14 protein-coding genes are annotated in these 14,584 nt (G+C 39.8%); 2 read left to right on the top strand and 12 right to left on the bottom strand.

What is annotated here, in order from left to right:
- Window positions 1–6: 6 nt before the first annotated feature.
- Window positions 7–1,167 carry an alpha-hydroxy acid oxidase gene (locus tag LBYS11_RS02320; RefSeq protein WP_103117385.1) on the top strand — a complete coding sequence of 387 codons (1,161 nt, stop codon included), beginning with the start codon at window positions 7–9 and terminating at the stop codon, window positions 1,165–1,167.
- On the top strand, window positions 1,164–2,360 hold the full coding sequence (locus tag LBYS11_RS02315; protein ID WP_103117384.1) for a CaiB/BaiF CoA transferase family protein: 1,197 nt from the start codon (window positions 1,164–1,166) through the stop codon (window positions 2,358–2,360). Before LBYS11_RS02320 ends, LBYS11_RS02315 begins: the two co-directional genes overlap by 4 nt.
- A gap of 133 nt (window positions 2,361–2,493) precedes the next feature.
- Here the strand turns inward: LBYS11_RS02315 and LBYS11_RS02310 are convergent, their stop codons facing one another.
- The 12 genes from LBYS11_RS02310 to LBYS11_RS02255 all read right to left on the bottom strand — a co-directional run bounded on the left by LBYS11_RS02310 (window position 2,494) and on the right by LBYS11_RS02255 (window position 14,545).
- Complete coding sequence (locus tag LBYS11_RS02310) at window positions 2,494–3,693, bottom strand: glycine C-acetyltransferase (protein WP_199768289.1); 1,200 nt, start codon at window positions 3,691–3,693, stop codon at window positions 2,494–2,496.
- Window positions 3,694–3,751: 58 nt separating this feature from the next.
- Window positions 3,752–4,828: a nucleotide kinase gene (locus tag LBYS11_RS02305; protein ID WP_103117382.1), complete on the bottom strand. Its 1,077-nt coding sequence runs from the start codon at window positions 4,826–4,828 to the stop codon at window positions 3,752–3,754.
- A 101-nt stretch (window positions 4,829–4,929) separates the two neighbouring features.
- Window positions 4,930–5,565, bottom strand: a complete 636-nt coding sequence (locus LBYS11_RS02300) for a YczE/YyaS/YitT family protein (protein ID WP_103117381.1) — start codon at window positions 5,563–5,565, stop codon at window positions 4,930–4,932.
- Between the two features lie 119 nt (window positions 5,566–5,684).
- Complete coding sequence (ybaK, locus tag LBYS11_RS02295) at window positions 5,685–6,179, bottom strand: Cys-tRNA(Pro) deacylase (RefSeq protein ID WP_009371630.1); 495 nt, start codon at window positions 6,177–6,179, stop codon at window positions 5,685–5,687.
- Between the two features lie 24 nt (window positions 6,180–6,203).
- Window positions 6,204–6,929: a hypothetical protein gene (locus LBYS11_RS02290; RefSeq protein WP_103117380.1), complete on the bottom strand. Its 726-nt coding sequence runs from the start codon at window positions 6,927–6,929 to the stop codon at window positions 6,204–6,206.
- A 326-nt stretch (window positions 6,930–7,255) separates the two neighbouring features.
- Complete coding sequence (locus tag LBYS11_RS02285; protein ID WP_103117379.1) at window positions 7,256–7,909, bottom strand: VanZ family protein; 654 nt, start codon at window positions 7,907–7,909, stop codon at window positions 7,256–7,258.
- 45 nt (window positions 7,910–7,954) lie between these two features.
- Window positions 7,955–9,493 (bottom strand): acyl-CoA carboxylase subunit beta, encoded by a 1,539-nt coding sequence (locus LBYS11_RS02280; protein WP_004225528.1) that lies wholly within the window; start codon window positions 9,491–9,493, stop codon window positions 7,955–7,957.
- A 53-nt stretch (window positions 9,494–9,546) separates the two neighbouring features.
- Window positions 9,547–10,329, bottom strand: a complete 783-nt coding sequence (locus LBYS11_RS02275; RefSeq protein WP_103117378.1) for an enoyl-CoA hydratase — start codon at window positions 10,327–10,329, stop codon at window positions 9,547–9,549.
- The gene (locus LBYS11_RS02270) at window positions 10,326–11,243 is read right to left on the bottom strand and encodes a hydroxymethylglutaryl-CoA lyase (protein WP_048393351.1); all 918 of its coding nucleotides are present in this window, start codon (window positions 11,241–11,243) and stop codon (window positions 10,326–10,328) included. Before LBYS11_RS02270 ends, LBYS11_RS02275 begins: the two co-directional genes overlap by 4 nt.
- 14 nt (window positions 11,244–11,257) lie before the next feature.
- Window positions 11,258–11,470, bottom strand: coding sequence for an acetyl-CoA carboxylase biotin carboxyl carrier protein subunit (locus tag LBYS11_RS02265; RefSeq protein WP_004225532.1), 213 nt, complete (start codon window positions 11,468–11,470; stop codon window positions 11,258–11,260).
- Window positions 11,471–11,536: 66 nt separating this feature from the next.
- Window positions 11,537–12,895 carry an acetyl-CoA carboxylase biotin carboxylase subunit gene (locus LBYS11_RS02260; RefSeq protein WP_103117377.1) on the bottom strand — a complete coding sequence of 453 codons (1,359 nt, stop codon included), beginning with the start codon at window positions 12,893–12,895 and terminating at the stop codon, window positions 11,537–11,539.
- A 15-nt stretch (window positions 12,896–12,910) separates the two neighbouring features.
- Window positions 12,911–14,545 (bottom strand): AMP-binding protein, encoded by a 1,635-nt coding sequence (locus LBYS11_RS02255; RefSeq protein ID WP_103117376.1) that lies wholly within the window; start codon window positions 14,543–14,545, stop codon window positions 12,911–12,913.
- Between the last annotated feature and the right edge of the window lie 39 nt (window positions 14,546–14,584).

The following is a 14,584-nucleotide window of genomic DNA, read 5'->3' as shown; positions in this document are numbered from 1 at the left end:
GTAACGATGACAAACATAACTGATGGCGATCTACTCTTAAAAAATATAACTGCACAAGCCCCCTTCCCCATTTGCTTTGCAGATTTAGAAAAGGCCGTAGCGGAAAAAATCGAAGCTGGCCCTTTTGGCTACATTCGTTCAGGTGCTGGCGGTGAACAAACACTGCGCAATAATCGTGCAGCTTTTGAGAAGTATTCCATTGTTCCCCGATTTTTAAATGATGTGTCAAACGTTGATACATCGGTTCATTTGTTTGGTAAAACATATCCAACTCCTTTGCTTTTTGCTCCTGTGGGCATGAACGGAATGGTTCACGATGAAGGTGAGCTTGCCGTTGCACGTGCCGCCCAGTTTTTAAATATCCCTTATATACAAAGCACTGTGTCCACTTTTGCTCTTGAAGAAGTTGCTCAAGCTGCGCCTTCTGCAACAAAATGGTTTCAATTATATTGGTCTACTAATGAAGAAATTGCTTTTAGCATGGCTGCACGTGCGGAGGAAGCTGGATTTGAAGCGATCGTTTTAACTGTCGACACCGTAATGCTAGGCTGGCGTGAAGAAGATGTACGCAATCAATTTTCACCATTGAAGCTAGGCTATGCAAGAGGAAATTATATGAATGATCCCGTTTTTACAGCCACTTTACCTGATGATTCATTCGAGTCCTACGTACAAGGTGTCTTGCAAAATGTCTTCCACCCAACACTTAATTGGGAGCATGTTCGAGAGCTAAAAAAACGTACCAACCTTCCTATATTATTGAAGGGAATTTTACATCCTGAAGATGCAAAGCATGCTATCGACAATGGTATTGATGGCATTATTGTATCAAACCATGGTGGCCGTCAATTAGATGGTGTGATTGGTTCACTTGATGCCCTTCCTGCTATTGTGAAAGTTGTGAATGGACAAATTCCTATTATATTAGATAGTGGTGTATATCGTGGCATGGATGCCTTAAAAGCACTTGCTTTAGGAGCGAATGCAGTTGCAATTGGACGTCCTTTCGTCTATGGACTAGCCCTTGAGGGACAACAAGGTGTCGAAAAGGTGATGACCAATCTTTATGATGAATTAAAGGTTTCTATCGCATTAGCCGGTGCTACCTCTGTCAAAGGATTACGCAACATCACATTAGTCAAACAGGATGGGACTGAGGGTAAATGAAACAAGCATTACAAGGATTAAAGGTTATCGATTTATCACAAGTCTTAGCAGGTCCCTATTGCACCATGGTATTAGCAGATATGGGTGCAGAAGTTATCAAAATTGAAAAATACCCAAATGGAGACGATACCCGTACAATGGGTCCATTCGTTAATGAAGAAAGTCATATGTATATGATGGTTAATCGTAATAAAAAAGGTGTCTGCATCAATTTAAAAACGACTGAAGGACTGACTTTATTTAAAGAATTGATTCAATCTGTTGATGTACTTGTGGAAAATTATCGACCAGGTGTCACGAAAAAGCTTGGTATTGATTATGACACATTAAAAGCCATCAATCCTGGCCTAATTTACTGCTCTATTTCTGGTTATGGTCAAACAGGTCCTTATAGTCAAAAGGGTGGCTATGATATTATGGCTCAGGGTCTGAGTGGCTTAATGCATATGACAGGTGAAGCAGATGGACGACCTGTAAAAGTTGGCTTTGCGGTGAATGATATTGCTGCTGCACAAACAGCCTTACAATCGATTTTAATGGCCTATATTTATAAGCTTCGTAGTGGTGAAGGTCAATATATTGATGTGTCCTTAGTGGAGTCAGGTCTTGCGTGGACTGTTTGGGAGGCCGCTGCTTACTTCGGAAAGGGTGAGTTACCTGAGCGAACAGGAACCGCCCATCGTGTGTCTGCGCCCTATCAAGGTTTCAAAACACAGGATGACTATATTCTAGTAGGTGCTGGCAATCAAAAGCTATGGGAGATTTTTGCGGCAAAGGTTGTCAATCGACCTGATTGGTTAGACAATCCTCTCTTTGCTACCAACTATTCACGTGCCCAACATGTGAGGGAGCTGGAAGCAGAAATTGAAAGCGAGCTAATTAAGCATAAGGCTATCTACTGGCTCGAACTATTAGATAAGCATGGTGTACCATCTAGTCCAATCTATTCTTATGACCAAACATTGAATGACCCTCATATACTAGAGCGTGGCATGGTACTGTCCTATGAGCATCCGACTGCTGGACCAATGAGAACATTGGGCTTCCCAGCTAAGTTTTCACAAACACCTGGACAGCTAACAAGTGCAGCACCCACTTTAGGACAACATAATGAAGAAATTTTACAGGCATTAAATATTTCTGGTCAAGCTATTCAACAGCTCAAGGCAGGCAAAATAATTGGGTCAAAATAAAGAGATTGTCTATTTTTAGATCGCCCTATCAATTAGATTTAAGCTTCTATCGGTCACTTTTTTGATTCTATCCTTCACTTTTTCTTTTCTATCATGCAAAAAAGGCTTCCCCATTCATGAGGAAGCCTTTTTCTTATTGAATAACGCCTAATTCACGACCAACCTTCTCGTAAATCGCAATTGCATCATCAAGCATTTCTTTTGTATGTGCCGCTGTTGGCATATTCCGAACGCGACCTGTACCTTTTGGAACTGTTGGGAAGACAATTGATTTTGCATAAACGCCTTTTTCAAATAAACGTTTTGAAAATTCCTGTGTTAATTTTTCATCCCCAATGATGCATGGTGTAATTGGTGTCTCAGACGCACCAATATTAAAGCCAAGCTTCTCAAGCCCCGCTTTTAAATAATTACCATTATCCCACAGTTTATCGTGTAGCTCTGTTGAATCAATCAGCATTTGCACGGCTGCTGTAATAGCGGCTACATCACCTGGTGGTAATGCTGTTGAGAATAGGAATGGGCGTGAGCGAACTTTTAGCCAATCAATTAAATTTTTCTTACCTGCTACATAGCCACCTACTACACCAATGGCTTTTGATAATGTACCAATTTGGAAATCAATTTCTTTTTCTAATCCAAAATGCTTCACAGTTCCTTTTCCTTTACCTGTTACACCCGAACCATGTGCATCATCCACATACGTGATTAAATCAAACTCTTTAGCTATTTCCACAATTTCAGGTAATTTAGCAATATCACCATCCATTGAGAAGACACCATCTGTGATAACCATGATTTTATTGTATAAACCTGATTCCTTTGCTGCCTTTGCCTTTGCACGTAAATCCTCCATATCAGAGTGATTGAACGCGATGATTTTTGCCTTTGATAAGCGACATCCATCAATAATAGAGGCATGGTTTAATTGATCAGATAGAATGGCATCATTTTTATCCATTACAGCCGAAATAGCTGCCATATTACAATTAAATCCAGATTGATAAGAAATAGCCGCTTCTGTTCCTTTAAATTCAGCAAGCTTTTCTTCTAATTTTACGTGCAAGTCAAGTGTCCCGTTGATTGTACGAACAGCACCTGCTCCAACACCGTATTTATCAATTGTCTCTTTGGCAATACGCTTTAATTCTTCATTTGTTGCTAAACCAAGATAGTTGTTAGAGGATAAGTTAACAAGATTTTTGCCACGGACCTGAATAATTGGGCCATTTGCTCCCTCTACTGGATCGATTTCATTGTATAAGCCTTGTTCATGTAAGGCTTGTAGGTTTTCATCTAAAAATGCATTCAATACTTTTGACAAGCGTATCATCCTTTCCTAGGAAAACTGTTCTCGCTCCTAGTTTAGCACATGCAAGCCATTAGCTACATTACTTTGTTAATCTTTCGAATAGTGGCGCTGTTTTTTCGCGCCATAAAGAAGCCGATAGACAATTATCTAATAAACGACGAACGGTATATTCAGCTTCTGCATATCGTTTGGAATGGCCCATCGCATCCTGTATAGCTTCTTTGTATTGTGCTCGCACTGCCTCGATCGCAGTTTCTGCTTCCTCTGACAGCTCACAATGTTGACCAATATCAAATATCTTATCCCCTAACCTACCATCCTCTGGATCAAAGATATGAGGCTCTGTGCTATCAAAAATACAGAAATTAAGCTCTGGGATAATGACCATATCTACAGATCCCGCATCTAAGCCACACCAAACAATTTGTGCATCAAGCCCTCTTGCATTTGCTTCATCGGCTAAGCTTTTCATTAGTGAAGATTTGCCTGTACCTGGCTTACCTTTAATCATGAAGCGAGTCGTGATACTTTTGGTGATACTATCCACTGTATTTTCCGCACCTCTAGGAGTTAGCGTTCCCAGTAAACGATGTGTCCGCATACCTGTTTTATTCAGAATAATAGATTGGAACACTTCCGACTTTAAATTTTCCACCTGTTCATTTAATGCCTGCCAGTTCATACAGCTTTGTGTGATAACCTCCCAGTCATCATGTAGCTTGATTGCTTGATCCAGTTTCGCTATGCATTTTCCACGCCATGTTGCACGCTCTTGCATCGCCTCTGCAAGCTGTTCTCCAACCTTTTTAAGCTGTATGTCTTCTAAGCATTCATAGAAAGACATGACACGATGCTTTGTACCGAGTAAAGTTGGCTCGATATTCCACTCAGATGCCCATACAAAAAGTCTGTTACAGCCTTTTATATAAACAGCCTCAACAACTTCCTCTAATAAAGCATGCTTAAACCACTCGACAGCAAAGCCCTGTTTCACATAGAAATATCCTAGTTCTTTTAACAGCTCTGAACCTTTAAATGTGGCAGGCCCTTGCAAAAAATAAACAAGCGCCGCTTCTTCCATCATTTCTTTATATAAATGCTTCACACCTTGGCCAGTCAATGCGTGTCCAAAATAATACGTTACATTTCCGTTCAAATGTCGTTCCTCCTTTAGCTTGTGCCCTGCATTATATGAAAGAACGCTAAAAAAAATGAAAAGCTACTTCTATCCTTTACAGATATAAGTAGCTTCTTGGTTTAATAGAATGGCTTCATGCCCTCCATATTTCCAATACATTTCATCAAGATTTTACGACAATACGGTAATGAATATTGCACAATATAGCCTGAAGTTAAGGCGATCAATACCGTCCCTACTCCAACTGGTCCTCCTAGAAGCCAGCCAACAATGGTTACAAGTACTTCAATTCCCATTCTTGCTGTTTTAATAGATCCACCAAACTTTTCGACAAGTATCATCATTAAGGTATCCCTTGGTCCTGCGCCCATATTCGGTGCAATATACATCCCACAGCCAAAGCTCAAAACAAATAAGCCAATAATAAAATATGTAATTTGTAAGCCATATACATCCGTTGAGGGCAACATCCAATTAAATACATCAATAAAAGAGCCAATTAACAGCATATTGAGCCAAGTACCTAACTTTGGCCATTGACGCAATACGATGGATGTTGAACCAACTATAAAGAGTCCTGTTACAATAGACCATGTGCCAATACTTAACCCAAAATTTTGAAATAGACCTATATGTAAAACATCCCATGGGCTTGTGCCAACAATTTTCCCCTTTATCGACATCGTGATGCCAAGTGACATCACCATTAAGCCACCAATAAAAAAGGTCCAACGCCACCCCATTATTCTACGCATTCCTTATCCTTCTCTCTATGAATAATATTGCTATTACTGTATCATACTTTCAACCAAAATTAAGCTATAGTGCTTAAACTAAACCGTTTATCTTACCACATAAAAAACTACCCATTCTCTCACTCATGGGTAGTTGTAATTGAGGCAAGTTGTGCCTTTGTTATATTCTTCAAATCATCTATTTGTACATGAATTTGCATACCAATTTTCCCAGCACTAACGATTATACTACCTTGTTCTTGAGCAGATACATCGATGACCGTTGGATATAACTTCTTCATCCCTACTGGTGAACATCCACCACGAACATAACCAGTATGGCTAAGTAGATCTTTTACCGCTAACATTTCAATTTTCTTTTCCCCAACTACCTTCGCGGCTGCTTTTAAGTCCAGCTCTTCAGCCACTGGAATAACAAATACAAATAACCTTTGTGCACTTGCTTTTGCTACTAATGTTTTAAATACCCGAGCAACAGGCTGTCCTATTTTCTCAGCTACAGAAACACCATCAACTTGACCGTCCCCTGTTTCATATTCCATCACATCAAAATGAATTTTTTGTTGTTCTAATAAACGAATCGCATTCGTTTTCGCGTGCTTTGCCTTTGCCATGTCAACAATCTCCTATTTACAGCATCAGGCTATCAAAGAGAACATAGAATCCTTGTCTGGACGATAGCCATTTTTCGTCATTTGAACGTGAGCCGCATATCTTTCCGATGCCTGTTTAAATGCTCTTAACTTGAATGCAGTCTCATAGTTCTTACCGAAAATTGTATCTGCAAATGGGTCCAATTTCAATTCCTTCGAGTAACGTTCAGGAACCTTCACTTCAATGATGTCACGTACAAAAGATGGTTCGCTTTCATTTGTGGCAACCTCGTCAACATTTGAATTATTTAACATATGCTGTATTTGAGCATCAACGCTTTGCGCCACACGTAAATCTTGAGGAGAAGGCTCTGCTGATGACAATGCTGCATTACGTACCTGCTCTAAAATGTGCAGTGTGTCACCTAGTTCTGAATCGGATATATTCGAGGGATCAGCGTTATCATTCATTCCTACTTTATAGGTTTGCTCATGTGCCCGTACATTCTTTTCTGTTTGCTGTAAATCTTCCATAATGGCTTTCTGCTGAGGAGTTACTTCTTTTGACTCTTCTTGCTGCTGGTCATACAAATCTTGGTCAGTACGTCCTAATAATAAATTTTCAAGTTCAATCAATAATGGGTTTTTCTTTGGCTGAAAATACATCGCATTTTTTCTATAGGCATCTCCTGCCTCTTTACGCTGAAGTATTTTTTTACGATTATGCTGGGATGAAATTCTTTCTTGTTCCATTAAATTTGATATTTTCATAGTTTTCACCTCGCCCTTCTATCTACATATGCTAATAAGTTAATAGATATGAACATTCTTCCTCACACTCTATCTATACCATTTTATAAGTTTCTGTACACTCATTATCGGAATTTTCACTATTAAATTCAAGCACTAATTACTACTAACCTCCTAAAGAGATACTAATTATTTTCAAAAATAGGTATAAAGAATCTCATCTAATTAATGTTTTCATATTCATTTATTAGCTCCATACCCTTTTCAATAAAATTTATTACCATATACACTACACAAATAGTGTTAATCAACGTAAAAAAACAGCCCTTCATACTGGACTGCTTTTCTTATTTTTTAGGTCTAATCAATATCCCTTTATAGGCTAAGTAACCAAGCCATGCACCAATTGTATTCAAAATTAAATCATCAATATCCGCAGAACCAACGGTAAAAATAAATTGAACGGTTTCGACAGCAAGACTAGAAATAAAGCCTAAACAAATAATAACCCACGCTTTTCGGAATTTCTTCGATAGCAATGGCAGTAAAAAGCCCATTGGAGTAAAAATTAATAAGTTGCCAAGTAAGTTAACGATTATAATTTCCCAATTAAAATATTGAGAGTAGTTTATATAACGGAGAATCGTTTCGAAGGGAATAAAATTAGTAGTTAATCGCCAGCTACTATAATCAAACAATCCTAAGTCACCTATAGAGTAATCTCCCTTTAATAAAATGACGACTACATCTACTAAGCGATCAATAACCAATTTATAAAAAGCCATAAATGAATAGATACTAAATAAAATCCAACCTGCGATCTTTAGCGGCAAATGATATGTATCAATGACATCCCGATATGGTAATGGGAGCTTGGCATTATTTTGAACATCCGCTATGTTGTTTTTAGACAAGCTTAACACCCACTTCCCTTTTATTCCTTCCCATATTTTAATATGCTCAACTATAGCTTGCAAGTAGCTGAAAAAATTATCATCCAAAAAGGCTGTCTCCTACCAGCAGAGACAGCCTTTTAATAAGTATGTTTAAACTGGGTTTACCCCATGCTTACGTTGTGAGAATAATAAGTATTTTGACATATAAAGTTCTAAGCGATTTTCTAGTACCTTACGCAGCTCATTAGGCTCAATCACATCATCAATGATAAGCTCTGAAGCTAAGCGATACACATCAATTTCCTCTTGATATTCTTTACGTTTCTCGGCAATGAAGCTTGCTTGCTCTTCTTTTGGAAGTTCTGCAATTTTATTGGCATAGACGGCATTGACAGCAGCTTCTGGTCCCATTACGGCAATTTGTGCATTTGATAAGGCAATACAGCAGTCTGGTTCAAACGCAGGGCCAGCCATTGCATATAATCCTGCACCATACGCTTTACGCACAATGACCGTTAGCTTAGGAACAGTTGCCTCACTCATGGCAAAAATCATTTTAGCACCATGACGAATGATTCCTGCTTTTTCTACCTGAGTACCAATCATAAAGCCTGGAACGTCTGCTAGGAATAACAGTGGGATATTGAATGCATCACAAAGTGAAATAAATTTCGCCGCTTTATCAGCAGAATCGTGGAATAGCACGCCTCCCTTAACACGTGGTTGGTTAGCGATGATCCCAACGGATTGTCCATTAATTCGTGCAAGGCCTGTAATTAATTCTGGTGCAAATAATTTCTTAACCTCACAAAACGAATCTTCATCAATAATACGATCAATTAACTTATACATATCAAATGGTACATTTTGATTTTGAGGAATTAATTCTTCAATAGATTTATCAAATGAAGCTGGTGGTTTAGGAGCCTCTACCTTGCTACGCTCTGCATAGTTATTCGGGAAATATCCTAAATATTTGCGCGCATAGGTAATAGCCTCCTGTTCGGATTTAACAAGCACATCTCCACAACCAGAAACGGAACAGTGCATTTTTGCGCCACCCATTGTTTCTAAATCTACTTTTTCACCGATAACCATTTCGGCCATTCGAGGAGATCCTAAATACATAGAAGCATTCCCTTCTACCATCACCACGATATCGCAAAATGCAGGAATATAGGCGCCACCCGCTGCGGAAGGACCAAATAATAAGCAAATTTGCGGAACTTTTCCTGACAGTTTGACTTGATTGTAGAAAATGCGTCCTGCACCTCGGCGTCCCGGGAACATTTCAAGCTGATCTGTAATACGCGCACCCGCAGAATCCACTAAATAAAGTAATGGACAATTCAACTTTTCAGCGGTTTCTTGAATGCGAATCATTTTTTCAACCGTGCGTTTTCCCCAAGAACCAGCTTTAATCGTTGAATCGTTCGCTAGCACACAAACTGTGCGACCATGGATTTTACCAATACCAGTGATAACTCCATCTGCTGGTAAATCCCCTGCTAAACAGTTCGCATAGAGCCCATCCTCTGATTGAAGACCATCATCAAGTAATAGTTCAAGACGCTCACGTACAAATAGCTTGCCTTGTTGTGCATTTTTGTCATGATATTTTGGTAATCCACCTGCTAAAATTTTATCTTTCATTGTAGGTGGTGTATTTTCTGTCGAGATATTGCTCATGTTTATTTCCTCCCTTTGCCCAATCGATTACACCAAAATTATTTCTTGGCGTTTTATTTCCCTGAATATTGTGGCGCTCGCTTCTCTTGGAAGGCAAGTAAGCCCTCTAATCGGTCTTCTGTTGGGATCAGTGCACTATATGCAAGTGATTCAATTTTTAACCCGGTAGCTAAATCTACCTCAACACCTTGATTGATCGCAACTTTGGCTTGCACTAGAGAGAGTGGTGCATTTTTTGCCATTTCCAGTGCAAGCTGTTGTGCCTTATCTAATACCTCATGTCCTTCATAAACATACTCGATAATGCCATAATTTTCAGCTTCTTTAGCACTGAGCCTACGTGCTGTATAAATTAATTCCTTTGCTTTACCAAGACCAATTAGACGTGGAAGTCGCTGTGTTCCCCCAGCTCCTGGAATAATACCGAGTGATGTTTCTGTTAAGCCAAGCTTTACATGTGTAGCCGCAATTCGTAAATCACAAGCTAGTGCCAACTCCAAGCCTCCACCAAAGGCAACACCATTTAGGACAGCAATGACAGGCTGTGCAAGCGTTTCAACTTTTGCCACAGTGGCACCAATCAGTTGCACGATCTGCTTCACGTGTCGATCAGACATTCCTTTACGTTCCTTTAAATCAGCACCTGCACAAAATGCCTTTTCGCCTGCACCTGTTAGAAGGACTACACGCACTGCTGGATCACCATTGATTTGATCAAGTGTGGCAGACAGCTCATGCAGTAATTGAACCGACATAGCGTTAGCAGCTTCTGGTCTTGAAAGAGTAATAAGTCCAATACTACCCTCTAGTAATTCAAATCGAACGAGTTGTGTCATCCTTGATTTGCACTCCTTTCATTGCGGACAATAGCCATTTGCTTTGATGCAACCGCTTTGCCTAACTTCTCTTCAATAAAGAGTGCTGCCTCTAGCACCTTTTGTCGATCTACGCCTGTTTCAATGCCCATCTCATCGAATAAATACAATAAATCTTCTGTGGCTACATTACCTGAGGCACCTTTCGCATATGGGCAGCCCCCTAGCCCACCAAGCGCACTATCAAACTTGGTAATACCCATCTCTAAGGACTTCATAATATTGGCTAATGCTGTCCCACGTGTATCATGAAAATGCATGGCAAATTTTTCAGCAGGATACCTTTTTAGCAATTCCTCTAAAAGAAACTCAACCTGCGTCGGTACACCAACACCAATTGTGTCACCAAGCGATATTTCAGTCACACCCATCTCCAATAATTTTTCCGTTACTCGTAATACCTTGTCAGGGTGTATATACCCCTCATAGGGACAACCAATAACCGTTGAGATATAACCTCGAACATGTTTTTTTGCAGCCTGAGCTCCTACTACAACTTCCTCTAATATGGGAAATGTATCTTCTATGGTTTTATTAATATTACTTTGGTTATGGCTTTCACTAGCAGACATAAAAATACTTACTTCATCTACTTCAGCCTGTAATGCGCGTTCTAAGCCCCTCATATTGGGTACAAGTGCCGCATAGGTAATATCCTTATGTCTTTTAATGGCTTGCAGAACCTCGACTGCATCTGCCAATTGAGGAATCCATTTGGGATGCACAAAAGATGTCACTTCAATATAATTTAATCCTGTTTGACCTAATAAATTTACTAATTGCACTTTATCAGCTGTTGAAATATGCGTTTTTTCATTTTGTAAGCCATCACGGGGACCAACTTCTTTGATTGCGACTTGCTTAGGTAGCTGCATAAACAAGCCTCCTCTTATTCAATTTCTAAAATATCATCATCAACGTTAATGAAGTCTCCCTCATTGGCAATGATTTTCGTCACTACGCCATCCTCTTCTGCTGCAATTGGAATTTCCATTTTCATCGATTCTAAAATAGCTACATCTTGACCTGCTGTCACTTTCTCACCCTCTGTTACGACGATTTTCCATACTGTTCCTGCCATGCTTGCTTTTACTGTTGCCATAATCATTCACTCCTATTTTTTATCATGTATTCGTCCCTCTATAGAAGCACGAATACATGATAATTGTTATTTTGTTTCTGCTAATTGCGGTAAATAATATTGCTCTACAAATTTTGTCGTCGTATAGCCTTTTAAAAATTGCTCATGTGTGACGGTTTTTAACAGCATCGGGATATTCGTTTGAATCCCCTCCACTTTATACGCCTTTAGCGCTTGTGCTAATCTTTCACAGGCAATTTCTCTTGTTTCCCCCCAGACCACCAATTTACTAATCATTGGATCATAGAATGGTGTTACCACTGAACCAGACTCTACACCACACTCATGTCGAATTCCTTCACCTGTCGGTAATTCAAGAGTCGTAATAGTACCTGGAGACGGGAAAAACGTCGAAGGATTTTCAGCGTATATGCGCACTTCAATCGCGTGCCCCTCTTTAGTAATACTTTCTCTAGTAAACGTAAGAGGTTGTTTTGCCGCAATTTTTAATTGCTCTTCTACTAAATCAAGCTTCGTAATTTCCTCGGTAACGGGATGCTCTACCTGTAGTCTTGTATTCATTTCTAAAAAATAAAAGTTTTGATCTTCATCAACCAAGTATTCGATTGTTCCAGCATTGACATAACCAATATGCTTCGCCGCCTTAACTGACGCTTCTAGCATTTTTTCTCTTGTCTCTTGTGAGATAAACGGTGATGGTGCTTCTTCTACTACTTTTTGATTTCTTCGTTGAATAGAGCATTCTCGTTCAAATAATGGAACGACATTACCTTGATGATCAGCAATAATTTGCACTTCGACATGGTGAGGGTTAGCAATGAATCGCTCCATATACATCGTGCCATCACCAAAGAATGATTGTGCACGCTTTTGATTGCCCTCAAAAGCTTTGGCTAGTTCCTCAGCATTTTCAACTAGCTGCATACCGATACCGCCACCGCCTGCCGATGCCTTTAACATAATCGGATAGCCTAAACGCTCCGCTATGTCAGTGGCTTCTTCTACATCCTTCACTGGCGCTTCTACACCCTCTACAATCGGTACACTAGCAGCTTTCATTGTTTTACGAGCCTCTAATTTACTGCCCATTGAAGCGATCACATCAGCACTTGGCCCGATAAATACTAAACCTGCCTCTGTACAACGTTTCGCAAAATTTGCATTCTCTGATAGTAAACCATAGCCAGGATGAATAGCCTCTGCGCCACTTTCTAGTGCAATTTCAAGAATGCGGTCGATGTTTAAATAGCTCTGTGCAACAGGTGGCTTCCCTACACAGAAAGCCTCATCTGCATCTTTCACATGTAAGCTTTCAGCATCTGCCTCTGAATAGATAGCAACCGTATGAATATTTAGGCGCTTGCATGTTCTGATCACACGTCTAGCAATCTCCCCACGATTTGCAATTAATACCTTGTTGAACATATCCACTGCCCCTCCTTACTTTACGGTCATAACGAAATCTTCTCGTAATTTATATTTTTGAACTTTTCCAGATGCAGTCATTGGATAGTTATCAATAAAGAAAATATGTCGTGGAATTTTATGTCTTGAAATTTTATCCCGACAATAATCTCGGATTTCTTCCGATGTGGCCTGCTCTCCTTCTTTTAAAACAATCCAAGCTGCCGCCTCCTCGCCATAAACAGGATCAGGGACACCTGCAACCTGAACATCTGAAATTTTCGGATGTGTATAAAGGAACTCCTCAATTTCACGAGGATATAGGTTTTCGCCACCACGGATAATCATATCCTTTAAACGACCTGTTACACGGACATAACCTGCTTCATCCATGGTTGCTAAATCACCTGTATGCAACCAACCATCCTCGTCAATCGCCAGATCTGTTTCCTCCTGGTTTTTATAATAGCCCTTCATCACATGATAGCCCCTCGTACATAGCTCTCCCTGTTCATTTGTCGGAGCTTCCTCGGTAGTTCCAGGAACAACAATCTTTACTTCTAGGTTAGGTAAAGCGCGGCCAACCGTCTCCACCTTTAACACTAGCGGGTCATCCGTTCTTGTCTGTGTAATAACAGGTGATGATTCTGTTTGACCGTAGCATATTGTTATATCTTTCATGCCCATCTTCTCAATGACCGCTTTCATAACCTCAATTGGACAGTTTGATCCTGCCATGACTCCTGTACGTAAAGTTGAAAGATCGAAAGATGCAAAATTCGATAAATTCAGTTCACTAATGAACATTGTTGGCACGCCATGTAATGCAGTGCATTTCTCTTGTTGAACGGTTCTTAGTACCTCTTCAGGTGAGAACTCCTGTACTGGTACCATTGTTCCACCACTTGTTGTAATGGCTAATGTTCCTATGACACAACCAAAGCAATGGAAGAATGGGACTGGGATACATAGGCGATCCTCTGCCGTTAAACGCATACATTCTGCAATGTTAACAGCATTATTGACTAAGTTAAAATGCGTTAGCATGACTCCCTTAGGAAAGCCTGTTGTACCAGAAGTATATTGAATATTAATGACATCATCATAATGAAGAGACTGCTCTCTCTGATCTAACTGTTCCTCGGTTACTTGCTCGGCAGCAGTTAAAACGTCTGACCAATTAAGTACGCCAGGGTATTTGGTTTCACCGATTAAAATAACATTTTTTAATAAAGGTAGTCGCTTTGATTGCAAATTACCTGGTTCACAATGTTCAAGCTCTGGACATAACTCTTGCAGTGTATTGATAAAAGAATGGTCTCGATAATTTTCAATTAAAAAAATCGTTTTAGCATCAGATTGCTTCAATAAATACTCCAACTCACTCGCACGGTAATTCGTATTTACCGTTACAATTGGAGCACCCATCTTCCCTGTACCAAATTGAAGCTGTACCCACTCAGGAACATTGGTCGTCCATACTGCGATATGGTCTCCCTTTTCAATTCCTAGAGCCATTAAACCTCTCGCTACGTATCGTGCTTGACGATTTAGCTGTTCATAAGTCATGCGTAAATTTCTGTCAGCATAGACTAATGCTTCATTTTGCGGGTACTTTTTTGATTGTTCATCTAGCAATTGACCAATTGTTTGATACACAAGTTCTGCCATGAAGATCCCCCTTATTTATGCTATTTAACTTAACTGATG

This window comes from Lysinibacillus sp. YS11 (genome assembly GCF_002896375.1).
Lineage (GTDB): Bacteria > Bacillota > Bacilli > Bacillales_A > Planococcaceae > Lysinibacillus > Lysinibacillus capsici.
The sequence above is the reverse complement of the archived record's forward strand: the minus strand, read 5'-3'. Positions and strand labels throughout refer to the sequence as shown.

Excerpts from the sequence above, each read along its gene's own strand:
- LBYS11_RS02320 (WP_103117385.1), top strand. The coding sequence starts at position 7 with ATGACAAACATAACTGATGGCGATCTACTCTTAAAAAATATAACTGCA.
- LBYS11_RS02315 (WP_103117384.1), top strand. The coding sequence starts at position 1,164 with ATGAAACAAGCATTACAAGGATTAAAGGTTATCGATTTATCACAAGTC.
- LBYS11_RS02310 (WP_199768289.1), bottom strand. The coding sequence starts at position 3,693 with ATGATACGCTTGTCAAAAGTATTGAATGCATTTTTAGATGAAAACCTA.
- LBYS11_RS02300 (WP_103117381.1), bottom strand. The coding sequence starts at position 5,565 with ATGCGTAGAATAATGGGGTGGCGTTGGACCTTTTTTATTGGTGGCTTA.
- ybaK (WP_009371630.1), bottom strand. The coding sequence starts at position 6,179 with ATGGCAAAGGCAAAGCACGCGAAAACGAATGCGATTCGTTTATTAGAA.
- LBYS11_RS02290 (WP_103117380.1), bottom strand. The coding sequence starts at position 6,929 with ATGAAAATATCAAATTTAATGGAACAAGAAAGAATTTCATCCCAGCAT.
- LBYS11_RS02280 (WP_004225528.1), bottom strand. The coding sequence starts at position 9,493 with ATGAGCAATATCTCGACAGAAAATACACCACCTACAATGAAAGATAAA.
- LBYS11_RS02275 (WP_103117378.1), bottom strand. The coding sequence starts at position 10,329 with ATGACACAACTCGTTCGATTTGAATTACTAGAGGGTAGTATTGGACTT.
- LBYS11_RS02270 (WP_048393351.1), bottom strand. The coding sequence starts at position 11,243 with ATGCAGCTACCTAAGCAAGTCGCAATCAAAGAAGTTGGTCCCCGTGAT.
- LBYS11_RS02265 (WP_004225532.1), bottom strand. The coding sequence starts at position 11,470 with ATGGCAACAGTAAAAGCAAGCATGGCAGGAACAGTATGGAAAATCGTC.
- LBYS11_RS02260 (WP_103117377.1), bottom strand. The coding sequence starts at position 12,895 with ATGTTCAACAAGGTATTAATTGCAAATCGTGGGGAGATTGCTAGACGT.
- LBYS11_RS02255 (WP_103117376.1), bottom strand. The coding sequence starts at position 14,545 with ATGGCAGAACTTGTGTATCAAACAATTGGTCAATTGCTAGATGAACAA.